The 23,514-nt window shown below is 70.5% G+C and carries 5 protein-coding genes; all 5 read left to right on the forward strand.

Annotated elements, in window-relative coordinates:
- Positions 1-52: 52 nt before the first annotated feature.
- From BY998_RS22090 to BY998_RS22110, 5 genes are read left to right on the forward strand one after another with little or no spacing between them, the layout of a single operon-like run.
- Positions 53-17,320: an Ig-like domain-containing protein gene (locus tag BY998_RS22090; RefSeq protein WP_245421704.1), complete on the forward strand. Its 17,268-nt coding sequence runs from the start codon at positions 53-55 to the stop codon at positions 17,318-17,320.
- Between the two features lie 50 nt (positions 17,321-17,370).
- Entirely contained in the window at positions 17,371-18,996 is a 1,626-nt protein-coding gene (locus tag BY998_RS22095; protein ID WP_181425593.1) for a TolC family protein, read from the forward strand.
- Positions 18,993-19,730 carry an HlyD family efflux transporter periplasmic adaptor subunit gene (locus BY998_RS22100; RefSeq protein WP_110353854.1) on the forward strand — a complete coding sequence of 246 codons (738 nt, stop codon included), beginning with the start codon at positions 18,993-18,995 and terminating at the stop codon, positions 19,728-19,730. Before BY998_RS22095 ends, BY998_RS22100 begins: the two co-directional genes overlap by 4 nt.
- Positions 19,731-19,737: 7 nt before the next feature.
- Positions 19,738-21,156 carry an HlyD family efflux transporter periplasmic adaptor subunit gene (locus BY998_RS22105; protein WP_110353855.1) on the forward strand — a complete coding sequence of 473 codons (1,419 nt, stop codon included), beginning with the start codon at positions 19,738-19,740 and terminating at the stop codon, positions 21,154-21,156.
- The gene (locus tag BY998_RS22110) at positions 21,153-23,324 is read left to right on the forward strand and encodes a biotin/lipoyl-binding protein (RefSeq protein WP_110353856.1); all 2,172 of its coding nucleotides are present in this window, start codon (positions 21,153-21,155) and stop codon (positions 23,322-23,324) included. The genes BY998_RS22105 and BY998_RS22110 overlap by 4 nt, the downstream gene beginning before the upstream one ends.
- The last annotated feature ends 190 nt before the right edge of the window (positions 23,325-23,514 follow it).

Below are 23,514 nucleotides of genomic sequence, written 5' to 3' on the forward strand. Positions count from 1 at the left end.
CGCGGTTCTGGCCAACGACAGCTTCGAGAACCCCGCCCGCGCCATCACCGCGATCAACGGCAGCCCGGTCACGGCCGGCGGCGCGGCGGTGAGCGTTCCCAACGGCAGCGTGCGCCTCAACGCCGACGGCACGCTGAGCTACACGCCGGCGGCCGACTTCAACGGCCTTGCCAGCTTCACCTACACCGTCACCTCCGGCGGCGTCACCGAGACGGCAAGCGTCAGCGTCACCGTCACGCCGGTCAACGATGCACCGGTGAACATCGCCCCGGGCACGCAGTCGGTCGCCGAGGACGGACCGCTCGCCTTCACCAACGGCGCGTCCGTGCGCGTCTCCGACGTCGACGGCGACAGCCTCGTTACGACGCTCACCGTCGCCAACGGCACGGCCACCGTCGCCACTGGCGGCGGCGCGGCAATCTCCGGCAACGGCGGCACGACCGTGGTGATCGCGGGCACCGCCGCGCAGATCAACGCGGCGCTGGCCGGCCTGACCTACCGGAGCACGCCCGATTTCAACGGCGCCGCGCAGATCGTCGTCCAGACCAGTGACGGCACGGCGAGCGACACCGACACCATCGCGCTCCAAGTCACCCCCGTCGCCGACATCGTTCCCGACACCCTGACCACGAGCGAGGACACGCCGCTCACCGCCAACCTGATCCTCGGCACCGGCGGCGCGAGCGCCGACAATTTCGAGAATCCGGGCCGCACCCTGATCGCGGTGACGCAGCCGCCCGCGGGCCAGGGCAGCGTGACCTTCGCCGCCGACGGGACGATCACCTATACGCCGGCCCCGAACTTCAACGGCACGACGAGCTTCACCTACACCGTCGCCTCGGGCGGCGTGATCGAGACCGCAACCGTGACGGTCACCGTCACACCCGTCGACGATGCCCCCGCGAATTTCGTGCCCGGCCCGCAGATCACGGCGGAGGACACCGCCCGCATCTTCTCGGCGGCCAACGGCAACGCGATCGGCGTCGCGGATGTCGACAGCGGCGTTCTCACAGTCGCGATCACCGTGACCAACGGCACGCTCACGCTCTCGGGGATCGCCGGCCTCACCTTCACGACCGGTGACGGCACGGCGGATGCCGCGCTGGTCTTCGCCGGCACGGCCGCCGCCATCAACGCGGCCCTCGAAGGCGCGGCCTACGCACCGAACCCGGACTACAATGGTCCGGCTCAGCTCACGATCCAGACCTCCGACGGAAGCTTGAGCGCCACCGACACGGTCGCGCTCACGGTCACGCCGGTGGCCGACATCGCCGACGACACGGCGGTGACCGACGAGGATACGCCGGTGCTGATCCGGGTGCTCGTCAACGACACCTTCGAGGATACGGGGCGCACCGTTACCGCGGTGAACGGAACCGCTCTGGTCGCGGGCGGCGCGGCGGTCGCGGTGGCCAACGGCAGCGTCACCCTGACGGCGCAGGGCGAGTTGGTCTTCGGGCCGGCCACCGACTTCAACGGCGTCACGAGCTTCACCTACACCGTGAGCGCGGGCGGCGTGACCGAGACGGCAAGCGTGCAGGTCGCCGTTGCGGCGATCAACACGCCGCCGGTCAACACCTTGCCCGCGGCTTTCGCCTCCCGCGAGGATACGGGATTGGCGCTGACCGGCCTCTCCCTCTCCGACGCGGATGCCGGCAACGGCAGCCTGCGCGTCACGCTGAGCGTGAATGCCGGCAGCCTGAGCGCGGTCTCCGCGGCCGGCGTGACGGTCGGCGGCGCGGGCACGGGCGTGCTGACCCTCGACGGCACGCTCGCCGCGCTCAACGCCTATCTCGCGGGCGCCAGCGCGCCGGTCTTCACCCCGGTGCCGAACGCCACGGCGAGCGTCACCCTGACGATGGCGTCGAACGACAACGGCAATACCGGCGGAGCGGCGCTCACCGACATCGACACCGCGACGATCACCATCACGCCGGTCAACGATGCGCCCGCGGGCGCGGACCGGGCCGTCACACTCGCCGAGGACACGACCTACACGTTCTCCGCAGCCGATTTCGGCTTCACCGACCCGGCCGACAATCCCGCCAACGCCCTCGAGGCGGTGATCGTCGACACCCTGCCGGCGGGCGGTACCCTCGCCCTCGGCGGGACGCCCGTCGCAGCAGGCCAGGCGATCACGGCGGCCAACCTCGGGCTGCTCACCTTCACGCCCGCGGCCGATGTCGGCGGCGTCTTCTCCTTCACCTTCCGGGTCCGCGACAACGGCGGCATCGCGGACGGGGGCCAGGACACCGATCTCACCGCCAACACCGTTACGCTCACCGTGACGCCGGTGAACGACGCGCCGGTCAACACTCTGCCCGCGACCTTCGGCGTCGCCGAGGATGCCGGCCTGCAACTGACCGGGCTCGCCATTGCCGACGTCGATGCGGGTGCCGCGTCCGTGACGGTGGCCCTGTCGGTCGATCTCGGGACGCTGACCGCGCTCAGCGGCGCGGGCGTGGCGGTCAACGGCTCCGGCACCGGCCGACTCGTGCTCACGGGCACGGTCGGGGCGATCAACGCCTATCTCGGTGCAAGCTCCGCACCGGCCTACCGGGCGCCGGCTGACTTCAACGGCTCCATCTCCCTGACGATGGTCACGGATGACGGCGGCGCCAGCGGCGCGGGCGGGGCACTGCGCGACACCGACACCACGACGATCACCGTGACGCCGGTCAACGATGCGCCGGTCGGCGCGGACGCGACCGTCGTCGTCACCGAGGATACGACACTGCTCGGCCGCCTGCCGGTGGCCACCGATGTCGACGGCGACGCGCTGACCTACGGGCCGGGCAGCCTCGCCCCCGCCAACGGGCAGCTCACCGTCAACCCGGACGGCAGCTTCGTCTTCACCCCGAACCCGAATTTCAGCGGCGCCGACAGCTTCAGCTATACGGTGAGCGACGGCACCGTCACCCGTACCTATACGGTCGCCGTCGCGGTCGGGCCGGTCAACGACGCGCCGGTCGCCGTGGCCGACGCGGCGGCGACGGATGCCGGCACCCCGGTCGCCGCCAACCTCCTCCTGAACGACAGCGATGCGGACGGCGATCGACTCATCATCGTCGCGGTCAATGGCGCTGCCGGCAATGTCGGGGCGATGGTGGCGGGCTCGGGCGGGGGCATGTTCATCCTCGCTGCCGACGGCACCGCCCGGTTCGATCCGGGGGGAGCCTTCGCCGACCTGCCCGAGGGTGCGACCCGTGTCAGCGCGGTCACCTACCGCGTCGCCGACCCGTCGGGCGCGAGCAGCGAGGCGACCTTCACCGTCACCGTGACCGGCCGCAACGATGCGCCGGTGTCGGTCCCGATCCCCGACCAGACCGCGCAGGACGGCGCCGCCTTCACCCTGCCGCTCTCCGGCAATTTCAGCGATCCTGACAGCGGCGCGACCCTGATCTTCTCGGCCACCGGCCTGCCGCCGGGGCTGACCATCGATCCAGCGACCGGCACGATCGGCGGCACGCTCGCGAGCAATGCGAGCGTCGCCGCACCCTACGCCATCACCATCACCGCGACAGACGCCGCCGGACTGGCCACGAGCCGCGCCTTCACCCTGACGGTGACGAATCCGGCCCCCGTCGCGCGCGACGACGCCTTCACGACGACGCAGAACGCAGCCGTCGCCGGATCGGTTCTGGCCGGCAATGGCGCGGGCGCCGACAGCGATCCCGATGGCGACCCGCTCACCGTCGCCGCGGTCAACGGCGCCTCGGCGCTCGTCGGTGTCGCGGTCGTGGGCTCGGCCGGCGGCACGTTCGTCATCGATGCCGGCGGCGCCTTCAGCTTCGTGCCGGATGCGAGTTTCGTCGATCTCGGTGCCGGCGAGTCCCGCACGACCAGCGCGACCTACACGATCTCCGACGGCCAGGGCGGGACGGCGAGCGCGACGCTCACCGTCGCCGTCACCGGCGTGAACGACGCGCCCGTCGCGCGCGACGACGTCTTCGCCACGATCGAGGAACAGGCGGTCACCTTCGATCCGCGCGCCAACGACGCGGATCCCGAGGGCGATCCGCTGACGATCACGGCAATCGCCGGACAGGCGATCCTTCCCGGCGGTACGGTCGCCGTGACGGGCGGAGCCGTGACACTGAACCCGAACGGCACGCTCACCTTCGTACCCGGCACCAACGTCAACGGCCCCGTCTCGTTTAGCTACACCGTCTCGGACGGCCGGGGCGGCGTCACCACGGCGACTGTCACCGGCAGCATCGCACCGGTCAACGATGCGCCCTTTGCGACAGCCGACAGCTTCGTCACGAACGAGGACACGGCGGCCGTGGTCGCGGTGCTCGGCAATGATGGCGACGCCGACGGCGATCCGCTCGCGATCGTCGCGGTGAATGGCCAGGCGATCACCGCAGGCAGCGCCGTCGCAATCGGAGGCGGCACGGTCGCGCTGAACGGGGACGGCACACTGCGCTTCACCCCGATCGCGAACTTCAACGGTCCCGTCAGTTTCACCTACACGGTCTCGGACGCGCAGGGCGGCACGGCGAGTGCGACCGTCACCGGCTCCGTGATCCCGGTTCAGGACCTGCCGGTAGCCGGAGACGACAGCTTCGTCGGGCGCGAGGACACGCCGTCGCTGATCGCCGTGCTCGGCAACGACGGCGATGTGGACGGCGATCCGCTCACGATCACCGCGATCAACGGGGCGGCGGTGGTCCCCGGCGGCTCGGTCGCGGTCGCCGACGGCAGCGTGAGGCTGAATCCGGACAACACCCTCGTCTTCACGCCGAACCTGAACTTCAACGGGCCCGTCAGCTTCTCCTACACCGTGTCCGACGGGCAGGGCGGCAGCGCCACGGCGAGCGTCTCGGGCAGCATCGCCCCGGTCAACGACGCCCCGGTGCTCGGCGACGACAGCTTCACGGTTGCCGAGGACGGCACCGTCACCTTCGACGTGCGCCTCAACGACACCGATCCCGATGGCGACGCGCTCGGCCTGATCCAGATCAACGGTGCCTTCATCGCCGCCGGCGGCTCGATCGCCGTGGCGGGCGGCACCGTGACGCTGAACCCGGACGGCACGCTCACCTTCGTGCCGCTGCCGAACTTCAACGGCCCGGTCAGCTTCGCCTACTCCCTGTCGGACGGGAACGGCGGCACGGCCAGCGCCACGGTGACCGGCCTCGTCACGCCGGTCAACGACGCTCCGGGTGCGAGCGCCGACAGCTTCACCGGCATCGAGGATACGCCCTCCACCGTCGCCGTTCTGGCCAATGACGGCGACATCGACGGAGATCCGCTCACGATCACCGCGATCAACGGGACGGCCATCGCGCCCGGCGGCTCGGTCGCCGTGGTCAACGGCCGCGTCACGCTGAACCTCGACGGCACGCTCACCTTCGTGCCGAACGCCAACATCAACGGTCCTGTCGGCTTCACCTACACCGTCTCGGACGGCCGGGGCGGCAGTGCCACGGCCGCGGTTTCCGGCAACATCAGTCCCGTCAACGACCTGCCGGTCGCGGCGGATGCGAGCTTCGCGACGAACGAGGACGTGGCGCTCAGCGGCCGGCTCCCCGCTGCCATCGACGCGGACAACGACGCGATCACCTACGAGGCCGGCACAACGACCCCGGCGAACGGCCGCGTCGCGATCAACCCGGACGGCACCTTCACCTACACGCCGAACGCCGACGTCAGCGGCACCGACCGGTTCAGCTACGTCGTCAGCGACGGGCGGGGCGGTACGAGCGAATATTACGTCACCGTAGCGATTGCGCCGGTCAACGACGCACCGGTCTCCACGCCTCTTCCCGATCGCATGCGGATCGACGGCCAAGGCGTCAGCTTCGACGCCTCCGCCTATTTCAGCGACGTGGATGGCGACCGCCTCAGCTTCTCGGCGGTCGGCCTGCCCCCCGGTCTGACGATCTCGCCGGCCGGCCTGGTCTCGGGCACGATCGACCGCAACGCCAGCCAGGGCGGTCCTTCGGGCAACGGAACCTACACGGTGACGGTCACCGCCGATGACGGGCGCGGCGGGATCGCCTCACGCAGCTACGCCGTCGTCGTGACGAACCCGAGTCCGATCGCGGTCAACGATGCGGTTGCCACCAGCGAGGACACGCCCGTCACCCTCAACGTGCTCGACGGCACCGCCAGCGGCGGCACGCCCGATCGCGACCCCGACGGCGATCCCCTCCGGGTGATCTCCGCGAGCGCCGGCCACGGCACGGTGCTGATCGGTCAGGACGGCGCCATCACCTACACGCCGAACGCCAACTTCAACGGCAACGACACGATCGTCTACACGATTTTCGACGGTCAAGGCGGCACGGCGAGCGCCGTGGTCACGGTCACGGTCCTCCCCGTGAACGACGCTCCGGTCGGCGCGCCCATCGCCGACCGCACCCGCAACGACGGCGACATCGACAACATCAATGCCGGCGCCTTCTTCAGCGACGCGGAGGGCCAAGCGCTCACCTTTTCGGCGACGGGGCTGCCGCCGGGCCTGATCATCGACCCCGCGACGGGCCGCATCACCGGCCGCCTCTCGGCGGACGCCTCCGGCCCGACCGGCGCCGCGACCTACTCGGTCAGTGTCACCGCGCGCGATACGGATGGCGCCACGGCCACCGTGCGCTTCGCCTACACAGTGCTGAACTTGCCGCCGCAAGCGCGCGACGACGTCGCCACCACGGCCGAGGACACGCCGGTCGACGTGCCGATTCTGGCCAACGACACCGATCCGGACGGCGACACCGACCGCGTCATCGCGGTCAACAACATCGTCCTGACGGTCGGCGGTCCGGCCGTCGACACGGCCAACGGCAGCGTCCGGCTCGTCCTCGATGCCAACGGAAACGAGGTGCTGCGCTTCACCCCTGATCCGGACTTCAACGGCCAGGAATCCTTCACCTACACCATCATCGACGGCAACGGCGGCACCGACACGGCGACCCTGACGATTACGGTCACGCCCGCCAACGACACGCCGCAGACGCTCGCCCCGATCCCCGACCGGGTTCGGGCCGACGGCCAGAGCTTCACCTACGATCTCGCCGACTTCTTCCGCGATCCCGACGGCGACGCCCTGCGCTTCACCGCCTCCGGCCTGCCGGCCGGGCTCGGCGTCGATCCGGCCACCGGCTTCCTCAGCGGCACGATCGACCGCAACGCGAGCCAGGGCGGAGCGGGGGGCATCTATACCGTCCTCGTCACCGCCGCCGATCCGGGCGGTCAGGCCATCAGCCAGAGCTTCGCGCTGACGGTCACGAACCCCGCGCCCACCGCCAGCAACGACACGGTCACGACGACGGAGGACGTGCCCGTCAGCATCGACGTCCTTGCGGACGACAGCGATCCGGACGGCGATCCGCTGACCATCGTCGCGGCGAATGCCGGCCGGGGCAGCGTCTCTGTCCTGGGCGGTGTCATCACCTACCTGCCGCCCGCCAACTTCAGCGGCACCGATACGGTCGTCTACACCATCTCCGACGGCAACGGCGGCATCGCCAGCGCGACGCTGACGATCGTGGTGAACCCGGCCAATGATGCCCCCATCGCGACCGGCACCATCGCCGACCTGATCGACAACGACGGGCAGCAACTGCTCGGCGGCGATGCCGTCAACCTCTCGGTGTACTTCGCAGATCCGGACGGGGATCCGCTGACGTACACCGCCACGAACCTGCCGCCGGGCCTCTCGATCGACCCCGTGACCGGCATCGTTTCGGGCATGATCACGAGCGGAGCGTCGGGGCCCGAGGGCGGCCGCGCCTACACGGTCACGGTCACGGCGAGCGACACCAATGTCGTCGGAGCGCCCGCGGCGACCCAGACCTTCACCTGGTTCATCGACAACATCCCGCCGACCGCGTTCTCCGACCAGCTGACCGTCTCGGAGGATGCCGGCGCGGCACTCGGCAACGTGCTTGCCAACGATACCGACCCGGACGGCGACGGCTTCGCGGTCTCGGCGGTGAACGGTCTCGCCGTGGTGGCCGGTGCACCGGTCACGGTGACGGGCTCGGCGGGCGGCCTCTTCACGGTCGGCGCCGACGGCGCTTACACGTTCACCGCCGGGACCGCCTTCGCCGACCTCCAGGCCGGTGAAACCCGCGCCACCAGCATCGTCTACACCCTGCGCGACGACAACGGGGGGCTCGACACCGCGACGCTGACCGTCCTGGTCACCGGCGTGAACGACGCGCCCGCGGCGGGCTCGATCCCGGCCTACGTCCGGGCGGACGGCGACGATCTCACCGTCGATCCCTTGAGCGTCAGCGCCTTCTTCAGCGATCCGGAAGGCGATGCCCTCACGTTCAGCGCGACGGGCCTGCCGGCCGGATTGATCATGAAGCCGGACGGGTCTCTCGCCGGCACGATCGCCAACGATGCCAGCCGCGGCGGACCGCTCGGCAACGGGACCTATACCGTCACGGTCACGGCGTCGGACGGCGCCGCACTCACCACGGCGAATTTCGTTCTCACCGTCACCAACCCGGCTCCGACCGCAGTCAACGACGCGATCACGACCCTGGAGGACACGCCGATCGACATCGACGTGGTCGGCAACGACGTCGATCCCGATGGCGACGCGCTGTTCGTCGATCCCGGCTTCGCGCCGCTCGCCGGCAACGGTATCGTCGCGATCAACCCCGACGGCACCCTGCGCTACACGCCGAACGCGAACTACAGCGGCATCGACACGATCGTCTACCGGGTCAGCGACGGTCAGGGCGGTCTCTCGACCGCGGTGGTCAACGTCTCCGTCGGCGCCGTCAACGACGCGCCGATCGCGGCGGCGCCGATCCCGGATGCCCTGCGCAACGACGGCGACAGCGTGACCTTCGATCTCTCCGGCGCCTTCCGCGACCCGGAGGGCGAGCGGCTGACCTTCACCGCCGCGGGCCTGCCGCCGGGGCTGACGATCAGCCCAGCCGGCGTCATTTCGGGCCAGATTCTGGCCGGCGCCTCGGGACCGACGGGCACGCGCGACTACCTCATCACCGTCACCGCCATGGATAGCCAGGGCGGCATGGCGTCGAGCCAGTTCGTCTACACCATCAACAACCTCACGCCGCAGGCTCAGAACGACATCGTTCTCAATGCGGTCGAGGATACGCCCGTCAACGTCGACGTCCTGGGCAACGACATCGATCCCGACGGCGACACCAACGTCGTGATCCGCGTCGAGAACATCACGGTGGTGGTCGGCGGTCCGGCGGTGGCCACGACGAACGGCACGGTGCAGCTCATCGATGTCGGAATCGGCCGCCCGGTCCTGCGCTTCACGCCCGACGCGAATTTCAACGGGACGGAGTCCTTCACCTACACGATCGACGACGGCAATGGCGGCACCGACACGGCGACGGTCGCCATCGTCGTCGCACCGGTCAACGACGCGCCGACCGTGGGCCAGATCCCCGACCGCGTCCGCTCGGATGGCGAAGGCGTCAGCTTCGACGTATCGGGCTTCTTCGCCGACATCGATGGGGACGGCCTCTCCTTCACGGCCCCTGTGCTGCCCCCCGGCCTGAACCTCAGCCCGGCCGGTGTGATCTCCGGGACGCTGACCGCCGACGCCTCGCGCGGCAGCCCCTACCTCGTCACGGTCACGGCGACCGATGCCAGCGGCGCACGGGTTTCCTCGACCTTCGCCTTCACGGTCCTCAACCCGGCTCCGGTCGCCGTCAACGATACGGTCGCGACGAGCGAGGACACGCCGGTCACCTTCAACCCGCTGACCGGCGCCGGCACCGTGAGCGGTGCTGCGGGCGCCGATACGGACCGGGACGGCGACGCGCTCGCGATCGTCCGCATCGATGGCCAGGCGATCACGACGGGCCAGACCGTGACCGTGACCGACGGCGCGGTGACGCTCAATCCCGACGGCAGCCTGACCTTCCGTCCGAATGCGGATTTCAACGGCACCACCACGCTGACCTATGCGATCCGGGATGCCGACGGCGACATGGCGGACGCCGCGGTGAGCATCAGCGTCGCGGCGGTGAACGACGCGCCGGTGATCGACCTCGACCCGACGACGCCCGGACTCGGTAGCACGGTCGTCTTCACCGAGGGCGGCGGCCCAGTCGCGGTGGCGGCCGGTGTCAGCATCGCGGATGCGGAGAACGACATCTTCGCCCTTCTGCTCACCATCGGCGGCGAGGCGGCGGATGCGGGCAGCGAGATCCTGCACCTCAACGGTCTCGTCGACATCGTACGGGCGACGTCGTCGGCCGGCACGATCACCTTCGGCGGAAGCACGCTCGGCTATGGCTACGACGGTGCCGGCACGCTCACGGTGCTGAACGCCGCGGGTGCCGGCACGCCGCTGCCCACCGGCACCCTTCGCGCCTTCGTGGCCGCCCTGCGCTACGAGAACGTTAGCGACAACCCGACGCTGGGTGCCCGCACCTTCAGCTTCAGCGTGGCCGATACCGCCGGAAACCTGTCCGCGGCCGCCCAGGCGGTGGTGACGGTGGCGCCGGTCAACGATGCGCCCCTGACCTCCGACGATGCCGGCACGACGAGCGAGGACGGGCCGATCCTGGCCGGCGCCTCCGTGCTCGGCAACGACCGCGATCCCGAAGGCGCCGCCCTCACGGTGGTCGCGGTAGCCGGCACGCCCGGCGGCGTCGGAACGCTCGTGGCCGGCTCGGCCGGCGGCGTGTTCCTCGTCAGGGCCGACGGCACCTACGATTTCGATCCGGGTATCGCGTTCCAGAACCTGCAGGCCGGCGAAAGCCGCACCACGAGCGTCAGCTATACCGTCGCCGACCCGAGCGGCGCCTCCGCCTCGGCGACGCTCACCGTCACCGTCACGGGCGCCAACGACGCGCCTCTGGCCGCCGACCTCGGCGTCACCACGGCGGAGGACCAGGCGCTGGCCGGCCCGCTGCCGGTCGCATTCGACGCCGATGGCGACGCCCTCGTCTACGCGGAGGTGTCGCAGCCCACGAACGGCACGGTGGCGATCAGCAGCACCGGCAGCTTCACCTACACGCCGAACCCGGACTTCACCGGCCTCGACAGCTTCACCTTCGCGGTCAGCGACGGCATCGCGAGCACGACCTACACGGTCACCGTCAACGTGACGCCGGTCAACGACGCGCCCGTGGCCGGGCCGATTCCGGATCAGACCTTCACGGATGCCCAGGCCGTCGGCCTCGACGTGTCGGACGCCTTCACCGACATCGACGGCGATGCCCTGACCTTCTCCCTGAGCGGCCAGCCCGCCGGCCTCACGATCGATCCCGCCACGGGCGTGATCAGCGGCATCGTGGACCGGTCGGCCTCGCAGGTGAACGGCGGCGTCTACACGGTCACGGTGACGGCGCAGGATCCCTCGGGCACGACAGCCGCGCGGACCTTCAGCCTGCGGATCACCAACCCCGCGCCGGTCGCGGAGAGCGACGCTTTCGCGGCGGTGCAGGATGGCACGGTCACGGGCTCCGTCCTCATCGACAACGGCGCCGGCCCCGATCGCGACCCCGATGGCGACCCGCTCAGCGTCGTCGCGGTGGACGGCACGAGCGCCGGTGTCGGCAGCCCCCGCGCGGGCTCGGCGGGCGGCCTGTTCACGATCCTGGCGGGCGGCGGCTTTACCTTCGCCGCGGGCAACGACTTCGACGACCTGCCCGCAGGCGTCACCCGCGTCACCAGCATCGACTACACGATCTCGGACGGCCAGGGTGGCACCGCGACCGCCGTGCTCAGCGTCACGGTCACGGGTGTGAACGACGCGCCCGTCGGCGCCGGTGCCAGTATCGCCGTGATCGAGGACACGCCCGCGAGCGGCGTCCTTCCGCGCGCCACCGACATCGACGGGGAGCTGCTGACCTACGCACTGGCCGCCGCGCCCGCCAACGGCACGGTCTCGATCGATCCGGCCGGCACCTACACCTACACCCCGGCGCCCAACTTCACCGGGCCGGACAGCTTCACCTACACGGTGAGCGACGGCACGAGCGCCGTGACCTACACGGTTGCGGTCAGTGTCGGTGCGGTCAACGACGTGCCCGTGGCCGGGGCCGACAGCTTCACCACGGCCGAGGATGCGGCCGTGACGGTCGCGGTGCTGGAGAACGACCGCGATATCGACGGCAACCCGCTCGCCGTCACGCAGATCGATGGGGCCGCAATCCTGCCCGGCGGCTCGGTCCCGGTCGGGGCCGGCACCATCACGCTCGGGCCGGATGGCACGTTGCTGTTCACGCCGACGGCGAACTTCAACGGCGCTGTCTCCTTCACCTACACCGTCTCCGACAGTCAGGGCGGTACGGCGCAGGGTCTGGTCACCGGCACCGTCACCGCGGTCAACGATGCACCGCTGGCCGCCGACGATGCGGCCGTGACCGGCCAGGACGCGGAGGTCAGCGGCAACGTGATCCTCGACGCGCCGGGCACGGACACCGACGTCGATGGGGACGCCCTCACCGTAGTCGGCGTCGGCGCACCCGCGGGTGGGATCGCCACCGCGGTGGCGGGCAGCAACGGCGGCACGTTCACGATCCAGGCGGGCGGCGCCTTCCAGTTCGATCCCGCCGCTGACTTCGCCGACCTGCCGGCGGGGCAGTCGCGCACCACGAGCGTCACCTACACGGTGTCGGACGGAGGCGGCGGCCTCGCCAGCGCCACGCTCACCGTCCGGGTCGACGGGGCCAACGACGCGCCCGACGCCGACGCCCTGCCGCCGCTCATGGGATCGGATGGCGCACCCGTCAGCCTCGCGCTCGGCGCATCCTTCCGCGATGTCGACGGCGACGCGCTCACCTTCGCGGCGGTCGGCCTGCCGCCCGGGCTCGGCATCGATCCCCTCACCGGCGCGGTCACCGGCACGATCTCTGCCGGCGCGTCCGGCCCGGCGGGCAACGCGACCTACCGGATCACGGTCACCGCGACCGATCCGGCGGGCGCCGCGGTGAGCCGCAGCTTCGATTGGATGATCCTCAACTCCGCGCCCGTCGCGGCGGACGACGCCATCACCACCAGCGAGGACCTTGCCGTGTCCGGCAGCGTGGCGCTCGACAACGGCGCCGGCCCGGACGTCGATTCCGACGGCGATCCGCTGAGCTACGTCCTCGTCGCGGGGCCGGCCAACGGCAGCCTCGTCCTCGCGGCGGACGGCCGCTTCACCTACACTCCGGCCCCCGATTTCAACGGGATCGACCGCTTCACTTACCGGGTCTCCGACGGGAACGGCGGCACGAGTCTCGCGACCGTCACGCTCACGGTCGCACCCGTCAACGACGCGCCGAGCGCGGGAAGCGACGGCTTCACGGTCGCCGAGGACGGCAGCGCGATCATTGCGGTGCTCGGCAACGACGCCGACATCGACGGCGATCCGCTCACCGTCACCGCCATCGACGGCACCGCAGTGACGCCCGGCGGCAGCGTCGCGGTCCAGGGCGGCACGGTGACCCTTAATCCGGACGGCACCCTGACCTTCGCGGCGGGACCGGATTACTTCGGTCCGTCGACCTTCAGCTACACGGTCTCCGACGGTACGACCGCGACTCACGGACAGGTCGCCGGCACGGTCGGCGCCGTCAACGACGCGCCGGTCAACGGGCTGCCGCCGAGCTTCACCGCGCTTGAGGACACGCCACTCGTCCTCGCCGGCCTCTCCGTGGCTGATGTCGATGCGGGTCAGCTCACGCTCACGCTGAGCGTCGATGCCGGGCGCCTCGACGCGGCCTCGGCGGGCGGCGTGACGGTCGCGGGCAGCGGCACCGGCACACTGACCCTCAGCGGCACCCGCGACGCGCTCAACGCCTACCTCGCCGCCGCGGCGCCGGTCTTCACGCCGCCCGCGAACGCCACCGATCCGGTCACGCTGGTGATGCGGACCCTGGACGACGGCAGCGGTGGCGCCGGCGGCCCCTTGAGCGACACCGACACCGCGACGATCCTGATCGACCCCCTCAATGACGTACCCCAGACCGGTGACTTCGCGCTCGCGACCGACGAGGACCAGCCCGTGGCGGGAGCGATCCCCGCGGCCGATCTCGACGGCGACGCTCTGACCTTCGTGCTGGTGGCGCAGCCGGCCAACGGCACGGTCCGGCTCGATCCAGACGGCAGCTTCATCTTCAAGCCGAACCCGGATTTCAGCGGGACCGAGACGTTCCAGGTCCGCGTCAGCGACGGCCAGGGCGGGGTCGCCGTCTCGACGGTCACCGTCGCGGTGCGGGCGGTGAACGACGCGCCCGTCGGAGCACCGCTCTCAACGGCGACGCTGGAGGACACGCCCCTCAGCGGCACCCTGCCCCCGGCCTTCGATCCGGAAGGTGCGGCGATCGCTTACGCCCTTGGCGCCGCGGCGGCCAACGGTACCGCCACGGTCACGCCGGACGGACGCTTCACCTATGTGCCGGATCCAGACTTCAACGGCAGTGACAGCTTCACCTACACCGTCTCGGACGGCGTTCTGACGAGTACCTACACCGTCACGGTGGGGGTCGGCGCCGTGAACGACGCGCCGGTGGCGGCGGCGGACGGCTTCGTCGTAGCCGAGGACACATCTGTCGTCCTGTCACCGTTGGCCAACGACCGCGACGTGGACGGCGATCCGTTGACGATCACCGCCATCGATGGGCAGGCAATCTTGCCCGGCGGCTCCGTCGCGGTGGCGGGCGGCATCGTACGACTGAACGGCGACGGTACCCTGCTGTTCGCGCCCGCGGCCGACTTCAACGGTCCCGTCTCGTTCAGCTACACCGTCTCCGACGGCCAGGGCGGCATCGCCACCGCGCAGGTGACGGGCACCGTCGCGCCCGTCAACGACGCGCCGGTCGCAAGGCCTGACAGCTTCTCCGGCACCGAGGACACGCCCACGACCCTGGCGGTGCTCGCCAACGACGGCGACGTCGAGGGCAACGCGCTCAGCATGACGGCCATCGACGGGCAGGCGATCCTGCCGGGCGGCTCCGTCGCAGTGGCGGCAGGCTTCGTGACCCTGAACCCGGACGGCACGCTCACCTTCGTGCCGACGGCCAACCTCAACGGCTCTGTCTCGTTCACCTACACCGTCTCGGACGGTCAGGGCGGCTCGGCCACAGCGGTCGTCAGCGGAGTGCTCGCGGCGGTCAACGATGCGCCGGTGCTCGGCCCCGACAGCTTCAACGTGGCCGAAGACACGCCGGTCCTGCTGGCGCCGCTGGCCAACGACCGCGACGTGGACGGCGATCCATTGACGATCACCGCTATCGACGGACAGGCGATCCTGCCGGGCGGCTCCGTCGCGGTGGCGGGCGGTATCGTACGGCTGAACGGCGACGGTACTGTGCTGTTCACGCCCGCGGTCGACTTCAACGGTCCTGTCTCCTTCAGCTACACCGTCTCCGACGGACAGGGTGGCACGGCCACGGCGGCCTTCAGCGGCGGCGTTGCGGCCGTCAACGACGCTCCCGATGCCGGTCCGGACAGCTTCGCCGGCACCGAAGACACGCCCGCGATCCTCGCGGTGCTTGCCAACGACAGCGATGTCGAGGGCAACGCGCTCAGCATCACGGCCATCGACGGACAGGCAATCCTGCCGGGCGGCTCCGTCGCGGTGGCGGCGGGCACGGTGACCCTGAACCCGGACGGTACCCTCGCCTTCGTGCCGGCGCCGAACGTCAACGGACCCGTCAGCTTCACCTACACCGTCTCGGATGGCACAGGGGGCCTCACCACGACCGCGGTCAGCGGAGTGCTCGCGGCGGTCAACGATGCGCCGGTGATCGGCCCGGACAGCTTCAGCGTGGCCGAAGACACGCCGGTCCTGCTGGCGCCGCTGGCCAATGACAGCGACGTGGACGGCGATCCGCTGACGATCACCGCCATCGACGGGCAGGCGATCCTGACCGGCGGTTCGGTCACCGTCGCGGGCGGCGTGGTCACGCTGAACGGTGACGGCACCCTGCTGTTCACGCCAGCAGCCGATTTCAGCGGGCCGATCGCCTTCAGCTACACGGTCTCAGACGGCCAGGGCGGCACCGCCACGGCGGCGTTCGACGGCAGCGTGGCGGCGGTCAACGACGCGCCGGTCGCGGGCGCCGACAGCTTCATCGTGGCCGAGGATAGCGCCGTCGTCATCGACGTGCTCGGCAACGATCGCGACGCCGACGGCGATCCCCTTGCCGTCACGGCGATCAACGGCATCCCCCTGGCGGCCGACGGGGCGGTGGCGGTCGCGGGCGGCAGCGTGCGGCTCGGGGCGGGAGGCACCCTCGTCTTCACGCCCGCTCCCGACTTCAACGGGATAATCGGCTTCGCCTACACGGTGACGGACGGACGAGGCGCCAGCGCCTCCGGATCGGTGCTCGGCACGATCACGCCGGTGCCGGACGCTCCGGTCGCCGCGGACGACCTCTTCCTCGGCGACGAGAACGGCGTCTCCATCATCCCGGTGCTGGCCAACGACCGGGACGCGGACGGCGACCCGCTCACGGTGACGGCGGTGGACGGTCAGGCGATCGCACCGGGCCGCTCCGTTGCGGTCACGGGTGGACGCGTCACCCTGAACGCGGACGGGAGCTTGAGTTTCACGGCGGCCGCCGGCTTCACCGGCGCGACGGGGTTCACCTACGCCGTCTCCGACGGCCAGGGCGGCAGTGCCACTGCGACGGTTCGGGGGGCGATCGCGCCGTTCCAGGCCGGGGACAACGTCTTCCGCGACCGCGGTGACGAGAGCCGTGAGCGGCTGTTCTACGGCACGGGCTGGATCGTCGAGGCGGTGCCGCTGCCCGCGCCGCTGCCCTGCCCCGACGTGGGATCGCTGCGGATCCTCCCTCACGTCATCGAGCACGCGCGCTTCCGCTACGGCACGGGCTTCCCCCTCGCCGACGCCCTCCCCCACCACGCACCCGGGGCCGCGATCGACATCCTGTACGAGGGCCGTTCCCTCTGCACGAGCCTGCGGATCGAACCCGAGGTCGTGGCGCCGCTCCAGGCCCTGCGGGTCTGGAGCGGTCCGTTCCCACCGGTCGAGCTGCCGCCCTTCCCCTCCCTCTTCACTACCCCCTCCCCCACCCCCTTCCCCGCACCCATGCCCGAGCCGGCTCTGCCGCGCGAAGGCCCCGGGACACCCGCTCCGATCGAGCGCCCGCCCGTGCTGATGCGCAAGGGCGCGTCGGCCCCCGCCGACTGGATGTTCCGGGACGATCCTGCCGAGCCCTCCCCCGCCCCCGGTGAGGCGAGCGCTGCAGAGTTCGCTTCGGGCTTCGACCTGGGGCTCGCCCAGAAACTGCGCGGCTTCGCGAACCGGTTCGAACGCGGTCAGGACCGCCTCGAAGCCGCCTTCGCGGAGCTTCCGCCCCCCGACCTCACCCATTCCCATCGCGACATCCAGGCCGAGGCCGACCGCTCATGATCCGCCGATCCGCTCGCCCCACCCTGAACAGCCGCGGCGGATGCCGGCCTGTGCGGCCCGGCCGTCTTGCCGCGGCGGCCCTGCTGATCGGCGCCCTTGGCGGCTGCGTCCTGCCCGAACCGGTTACCGAAGCGGAGCGCCTCGACGTGGCGCTCAAGGATCTCGACGCGATCACCCGCGCCCAGGCGCCGGTCGAGGGCCGGATCAACCTGTACGGGGCCATGGCCCGGGCGCTGCGCTACAACCTCGACCGCCGCATTCGGCTGGTCGAGCAGTTCTATGCCTCCGGCGAATTCGATCTCGCCAAGTACAAGCTCCTGCCCGATGCCAGCATCGGCGGTGGCTATCTCGGCCGCAGCAACCAGGCCGGCTCGTCGAGCCAATCGCTGCTGACGGGCCGCCAGTCCCTCGAGCCCTCGACCTCGCTGGAACGCAATCGCGGCGTCGCCGATGCCCGAGTGCTATGGAGCACGCTCGACTTCGGCGTGAGCTATGTGAAGATGCAGCAGGACGGCAACGCCGTTTGGCTGGCGCGTGAAGTCGAGCGCAAGACCACCGCCCGCATCCTCGCCGACACCCGCCGGGCCTACTGGCGAGCCTACGCGGCCGAGCGCATCGGCGCGCAGCTTCCGGCGATCGCGGAAGCCGCCAACGCCGCCATTCGCGCCGCGCACCAGGCGCAAGCTCGCGGGGACCTCACGCCGGAGGTCGCCCTCGATTACGAGCGCCGGATGCTGCGGACGCTGCGCGAGATCGAGCGCCGCCAGGAACTGATGGCGCTCTCGCGCGCCGAACTCGCGGCGCTCATCAGCGTCGATCCGGCCACGCCCCTGCGGCTGGGCAGCCACGAGACCCTGACACCGCCGAAGCTCCCGGGCGACGCCGAGGGGCTGCGTACCGTCGCTCTGATGTACCGCCCCGAACTCTACGAGCACGATTACAAGCTGCGCATCGCCGGGTTGGAGCGCCAGATCGAGATTCTCTCGACCATGCCCGGCCTGCGCATCGATACGGGCTACAGCTACGACACGAACCGCTACCTCTACAACAACAACTGGCTCGATCTGGGCGCGCGCCTCTCCCTGCAGCTGACGCAGTTCATCAGCCTGCCCGCGCGCCTGGAGCAGAACGAGACCAAGCAAGTCCTGATCGAAACTCAGCGCAAGGCGATGACGCTTTCCGTCATCACCCAGGTGCATCTCGCCATGCGCGCCTACGGCACCAAGCTGCGCGACTTCGCGCTCGCCAACCGCATCCTGCAGAACGAGGGGCGCGCGCTCACCACCATGCGAGCCAACAAGGAGGCGACCACCGCCGGCGAGGCAGCGCTGATCGAGGCCCGGGCCGCCCACGCGCTCGCCTCGCTCGACTACTACTACACCTATGCCGAGCTTCAGGAGGCCTACGCAACGGTGCTGACCTCGCTCGGCATCGACAACTTCGATGGCGAGCGCGAGGGCGACCTGCCGGCCCTCACCGCGTCGCTTCGCGACTTCGTGGAGCGTGGCCTGACCGAGCGCCTCGCTCGCCACCTCGCAGAAGCGCGCGAAGCTCGCCGCACCATCACCACCGGCTCGGTCGGCGTCCGAGAGGAGAGCAATTCGGCCCCGGCTCCCGAGGCCGCAGCACTGGCCCGGCGCCGAGAGGCGAGTGCGAGCGTGACGGTGGCAGAATGAGACCGCATCATCGTCTCGCGATCCTCGTCCCTTTTCTGCTCCTCGCCCTTCTCGGCGAAGCGGGGGCGCAGGAAGTGCGCGCCATGCTCCTGCCCGACCGGGAGGCGACGCTGACCTCGGACGGCCCGCTCCTGCTCGACCGTGTCGAGGTCGATCTCGGCGACCGCTTCTCGGCCGATCAGGTGCTGGTGCGCTTCGACTGCTCCCTGCGCGAAGCCAGGCTCACGGCAACGAGTGGCGTACACAAAGGGGCGCTCGCCCGGCTCGCCTCCAAGCAGCGCCTCGTCAAGCTCGGGGCGGTCGGCGCCCTCGAGGTCGAACTCGCCACCGCCGATGCCCAGAAGTCGGAGGGCGAGCTGGCGGAGGCGCGAAACGCCGTCAACCATTGCGTCCTGAAAGCGCCGTTCGCCGGCCGCGTCGCCAAGCGCCACGCCAATGCCCACGAGGTGGTGGCCGCCGACCGGCCGCTCCTCTCGATCGTCAGCGACGGGCCGTTGCGTCTCACGACAATCGTGCCCTCCTCGTGGCTGCCGCGGCTCAAGGTCGGCGACCGGTTCACGATCCGGGTGGACGAGACCGGGCGCAGCTACCGCGCCTCGGTCGCGGCGGTCTCGGGCCGGGTCGATCCGGCAAGTCAGTCGGTCGAGATCCTGGGGCGGATCGAGGGCGCGGAGGATCTCCTGCCCGGTATGAGCGGCACGGCGATCTTCCCCGGCGCGACGGCGGCGCGGTGAGGCTTTGATGACGAGCCATCCCCCGCCCCACAGCTTCTCGACCGATCGCCGGGCGCAGCGGCTCGCCGCCGCGCTCCAGTTGGAGGCGGCCTTCCGGACCGCGCGAAATGCGGCGGAACTGGCCTTCGCGGCGGTCAACGAGATGCAGCGGGTGGTGGTCTACGACACCGCTGCCCTGTTCTGGGCCGGGCGGCTCCGGCCCGGCCTCGTCGCCGTCTCCGCCGTCGCCGAGATCGACCGCAACGCGCCCTTCGCCCATGCCCTGGAGCGCCTCGGCGCGGATCTTCGCGGACAGGATGCCCCCTCCCTGGCCCTGGAAGCGTTCGCCGGCCCGGTCCCGGACGTGTCGCCGGCCGGTTCTGTCGCGGTGAAGGCCGTGCCGGAGGCGGCTTGGCCGGAAGGCATGCCGCGCCATGCGCTCTACCTCCCGCTGCGGCGCGGTGGCCATGGTCTGGGCGGCTTGATCCTGTTCCGACGGAGTCCCTGGACCGAGACCGAGCGCCACGCGGCCGAGCACATGGCGGAGGCGCTGGCCCATGCGGCGGCCCTCTTCCGTCGTCAGGAGCGTTCCTGGCAGGATCTGACGAGCCTTCGTACAGGGGTCGTTGTCGCGCTCGTCCTGGCGTTGCTGGCCGCCCTACCGGTGCGCCAGTCGGTGCTCGCCCCGGCCGAAATCGTGCCCAGGGAAGCGGCGATCGTCGCCGCTCCGGCGAGCGGCGTGGTCACGGGCATCCTCGTTGCCCCGAATGCCGAGGTGGCGGTCGGGCAGCCGCTGTTTCGCCTCGACGACACTGAGCTGCGCGGCAAATACGAGGTGGCGCTCCGCCAGCTCGAAGTGGCGCGGGCCGAACTGCTCGGTGCGCAGCAGAAAGCTTTCGGCGCCGACAGGAACGCCGACCGGAACCGGACCGAGGCGGCGGTGCTGGAGCGCCGCATCGACCTGAGGCAGGCGGAGGCCGCCACCTACCGCGAACTTCTCGCGCGCACGCAGGTGCTGGCTCCCCGTGCCGGCATCGCCGTGATGGGAGACCCTGAGGAGTGGAGCGGGCGCCCGGTGAAGCTCGGCGAGCGGGTGATGACCATCGCCTCGCCGAGCCGGTCCCGCCTCCAGATCTGGGTCCCGGTCGACGACGCCATCGACCTCGAACCGGGCGCGTCGGTCCGACTCTTCCTCAACATCGATCCCTTGCGTCCCGTCGAGGCGCGCCTCGTCCAGACGAGCTACGACGCCGAGATGTCGCCGCTCAACGTTCTGTCTTACCGTGTCCGCGCCGAGTTCGAAGGCGAGGGAGGGGAAGCAGGCGGGGCGACGGCTCCGCGCCTCGGCCTGAAGGGAACGGCGAAGCTCTACGGCGAATCCGTCTCGCTGGCCTATTTCGTCTTCCGGCGTCCGCTCGCCGTGATTCGCCGGACGCTCGGGCTGTGAGCGCGGCCCCCATCCCCCTCGGCCGGATCATTCCCGACCTGTCCGGTTCTGCCGGACCCAAGTCTCCGCCGCGCCTGCCTTCCTTGCGCCAGGAACTCGATCTCGTCGAGGGACCGCGCACGAAGGAAGGCGCTCCGACCTGGACGCTGCACGATCCCGTGCGCAATGCCTATTTTCGCCTCGGCTGGAGCGCGTTCGAGATCCTGGCTCGCTGGGCCCCCGTCACCGCTGACGAATTGGCAGCCCGCGTGAAGGCGGAGACCCGGCTCGACGTCGATCGCGAGGAGGTCGAGTCGCTGCTTCGCATGCTGCAGGACAATCATCTGGTGGCGGCCGGGGCGCCGGGCGCCTGGCGCGTCTACGCCGCCCACCGCGAGCGGCGCCGCGCTGGGCCTTGGTCGTGGCTGCTGCACCATTACCTGTTCTTCCGGGTGCCGCTGCTGCGGCCCGATGCGGCCCTGGACCGGCTCTCTCCCTTCGCGCGTCCGTTCTTCACGCGGCGTTTCGCTTCCCTCGTCGTCCTCGCCCTTATCGCCGGGCTCTATCTCACCGGGCGGCAATGGGACGGCTTCGTCGCCCGGCTGGCGGCCCTGACCTCGTTCGAGAATCTGTCCTGGCTGATCCTGGCCCTGGCCGGGGCCAAGGCGGTGCACGAACTCGGCCACGCCGTGGTGGCCAAGCGCTTCGGCGTGCGGGTACCCTCGGCGGGACTCGCCTTCATCGTGTTCTGGCCCCGCTTCTACACCGAGACGACCGACGCGTGGCGCCTGACCGATCGGCGTGCTCAGGTCGCCATCGACGGGGCGGGCATCGCAGCCGAGCTGGTGCTCGCGGTCGCCGCGCTTCTCGCTTGGAGCTTCTTGCCGGACGGAACGCTGCGGGACGCTGCACTGATGATCGCGACGGTGAGCTGGGCATCGACGCTGGCGATCAATCTCAACCCGTTCATGCGCTTCGACGGCTATTATCTGCTCGCCGACGCCGTCGGCATACCGAACCTGCAGCCGCGCGCCTTCGCTCTGGCCGTCTGTCATCTGCGCCGGACGCTCCTCGGCTTCGACGAGGCCGCGCCCGAACTCGTGCCATCGACCGTGCGGGCGTGGATGATCGCCTATGCCTGGATGGTGTGGATCTACCGGCTGGTGCTGTTCGCGGGCATCGCGCTCGTGGTCTACCACTTCTTCATCAAGCTCGTCGGGATCGGCCTCTTCCTCGTCGAGATCGGCTGGTTCATCGCGCGGCCGGTCTGGCGGGAGGCGCGCACGTGGTGGGGCCGGCGCGCGGAGCTTCGCCCGACTCGTTCGGGAATCGCCGCCCTCGCCGTTCTGACCGCGGGCTTCGTGGCCCTGGTGGTGCCGTGGCGCGGACGCGTCGAGGCGCCGGCGGCCCTGCGCGCGGCCGAGTTCGTGCGGGTCTTTCCTGCCACCCCCGGCCGGCTCGCGACGGTCCATGTCGCGGAAGGGGCGCGGGTCGCGGCCGGCGATCCGCTCGTAACCCTGGAAGCGCCCGACATCGAAGGTCAGATCGCCGTCGTTCGAGCGCGGATCGCCGAGACGCAGAGGGAGATCGACCTGAGCGCAGTGGCGCAGGCGAGCGCGGAGCGCCTGGGAATCCTCGCCGAGACCCTCGCCACGAATCGACGCGAGCTGGCCCTGCAGGAGGACCTCAAATCGCGCCTGACCGTCCGTGCCGCTCTCGGCGGTCAGGTGCGCCAGCTGGGCGAGCATCTGGCACCCGGTCGCTGGATGTCGGAGACGGAGAGCATTGCCCTCTTGGTCGCCCCGGAAGTGTGGACCATTCACGCCTACGTCTCGGAGAGCGATGTCGCCACCGTCGAGCCGGGGATGCAGGCACGTTTCCACGCTGCTCAGGCCGATGTGGCGCCCGTTCCGGCCGTGATCGAGACCGTCGAGCGGACCGACCTGCGTACGCTACCCGACGCTGCCCTAGCCGAACCGCTCGGTGGCCCGATTGCCGTGCGCCAGCGGGAGGGACGCTACGAGCCTGTCTCGGCCTTTTACCGCGTCCGCCTCAGGGCCGAGCCCCCCACAGCCGCATGGCATCGGACGATGCGCGGCGAGATCGCCATCGCAGGCGCGCCCCGCAGCCTGCTGCGGCGCTGGTGGCAGGCTATCGCGGCCGTGCTCGTTCGCGAGAGCGGATTCTAGAGTCATATCCGCTCCACTTGCATCCGCGGGGCATAACTGAATTAGCAGCAGGCCTCGTGAAAGTGGACATGGCCCGAATCGATAGCTCGTCGAGAAGCTGTTCTCAAAGTTGAGCACGTTCGGTGAGACTTGGAGCGCTTTGATTTCAGGTAGTGCACATCCTAGGAACAGCATAAGGCTATTGACCTGA

Origin of the sequence: Methylobacterium sp. B4, assembly GCF_003201865.1 — a bacterium.
Lineage (GTDB): Bacteria > Pseudomonadota > Alphaproteobacteria > Rhizobiales > Beijerinckiaceae > Methylobacterium.

Coding starts and splice junctions, on each gene's coding strand:
- BY998_RS22100 (WP_110353854.1), top strand. CDS start 18,993: ATGAGACCGCATCATCGTCTCGCGATCCTCGTCCCTTTTCTGCTCCTC.
- BY998_RS22105 (WP_110353855.1), top strand. CDS start 19,738: ATGACGAGCCATCCCCCGCCCCACAGCTTCTCGACCGATCGCCGGGCG.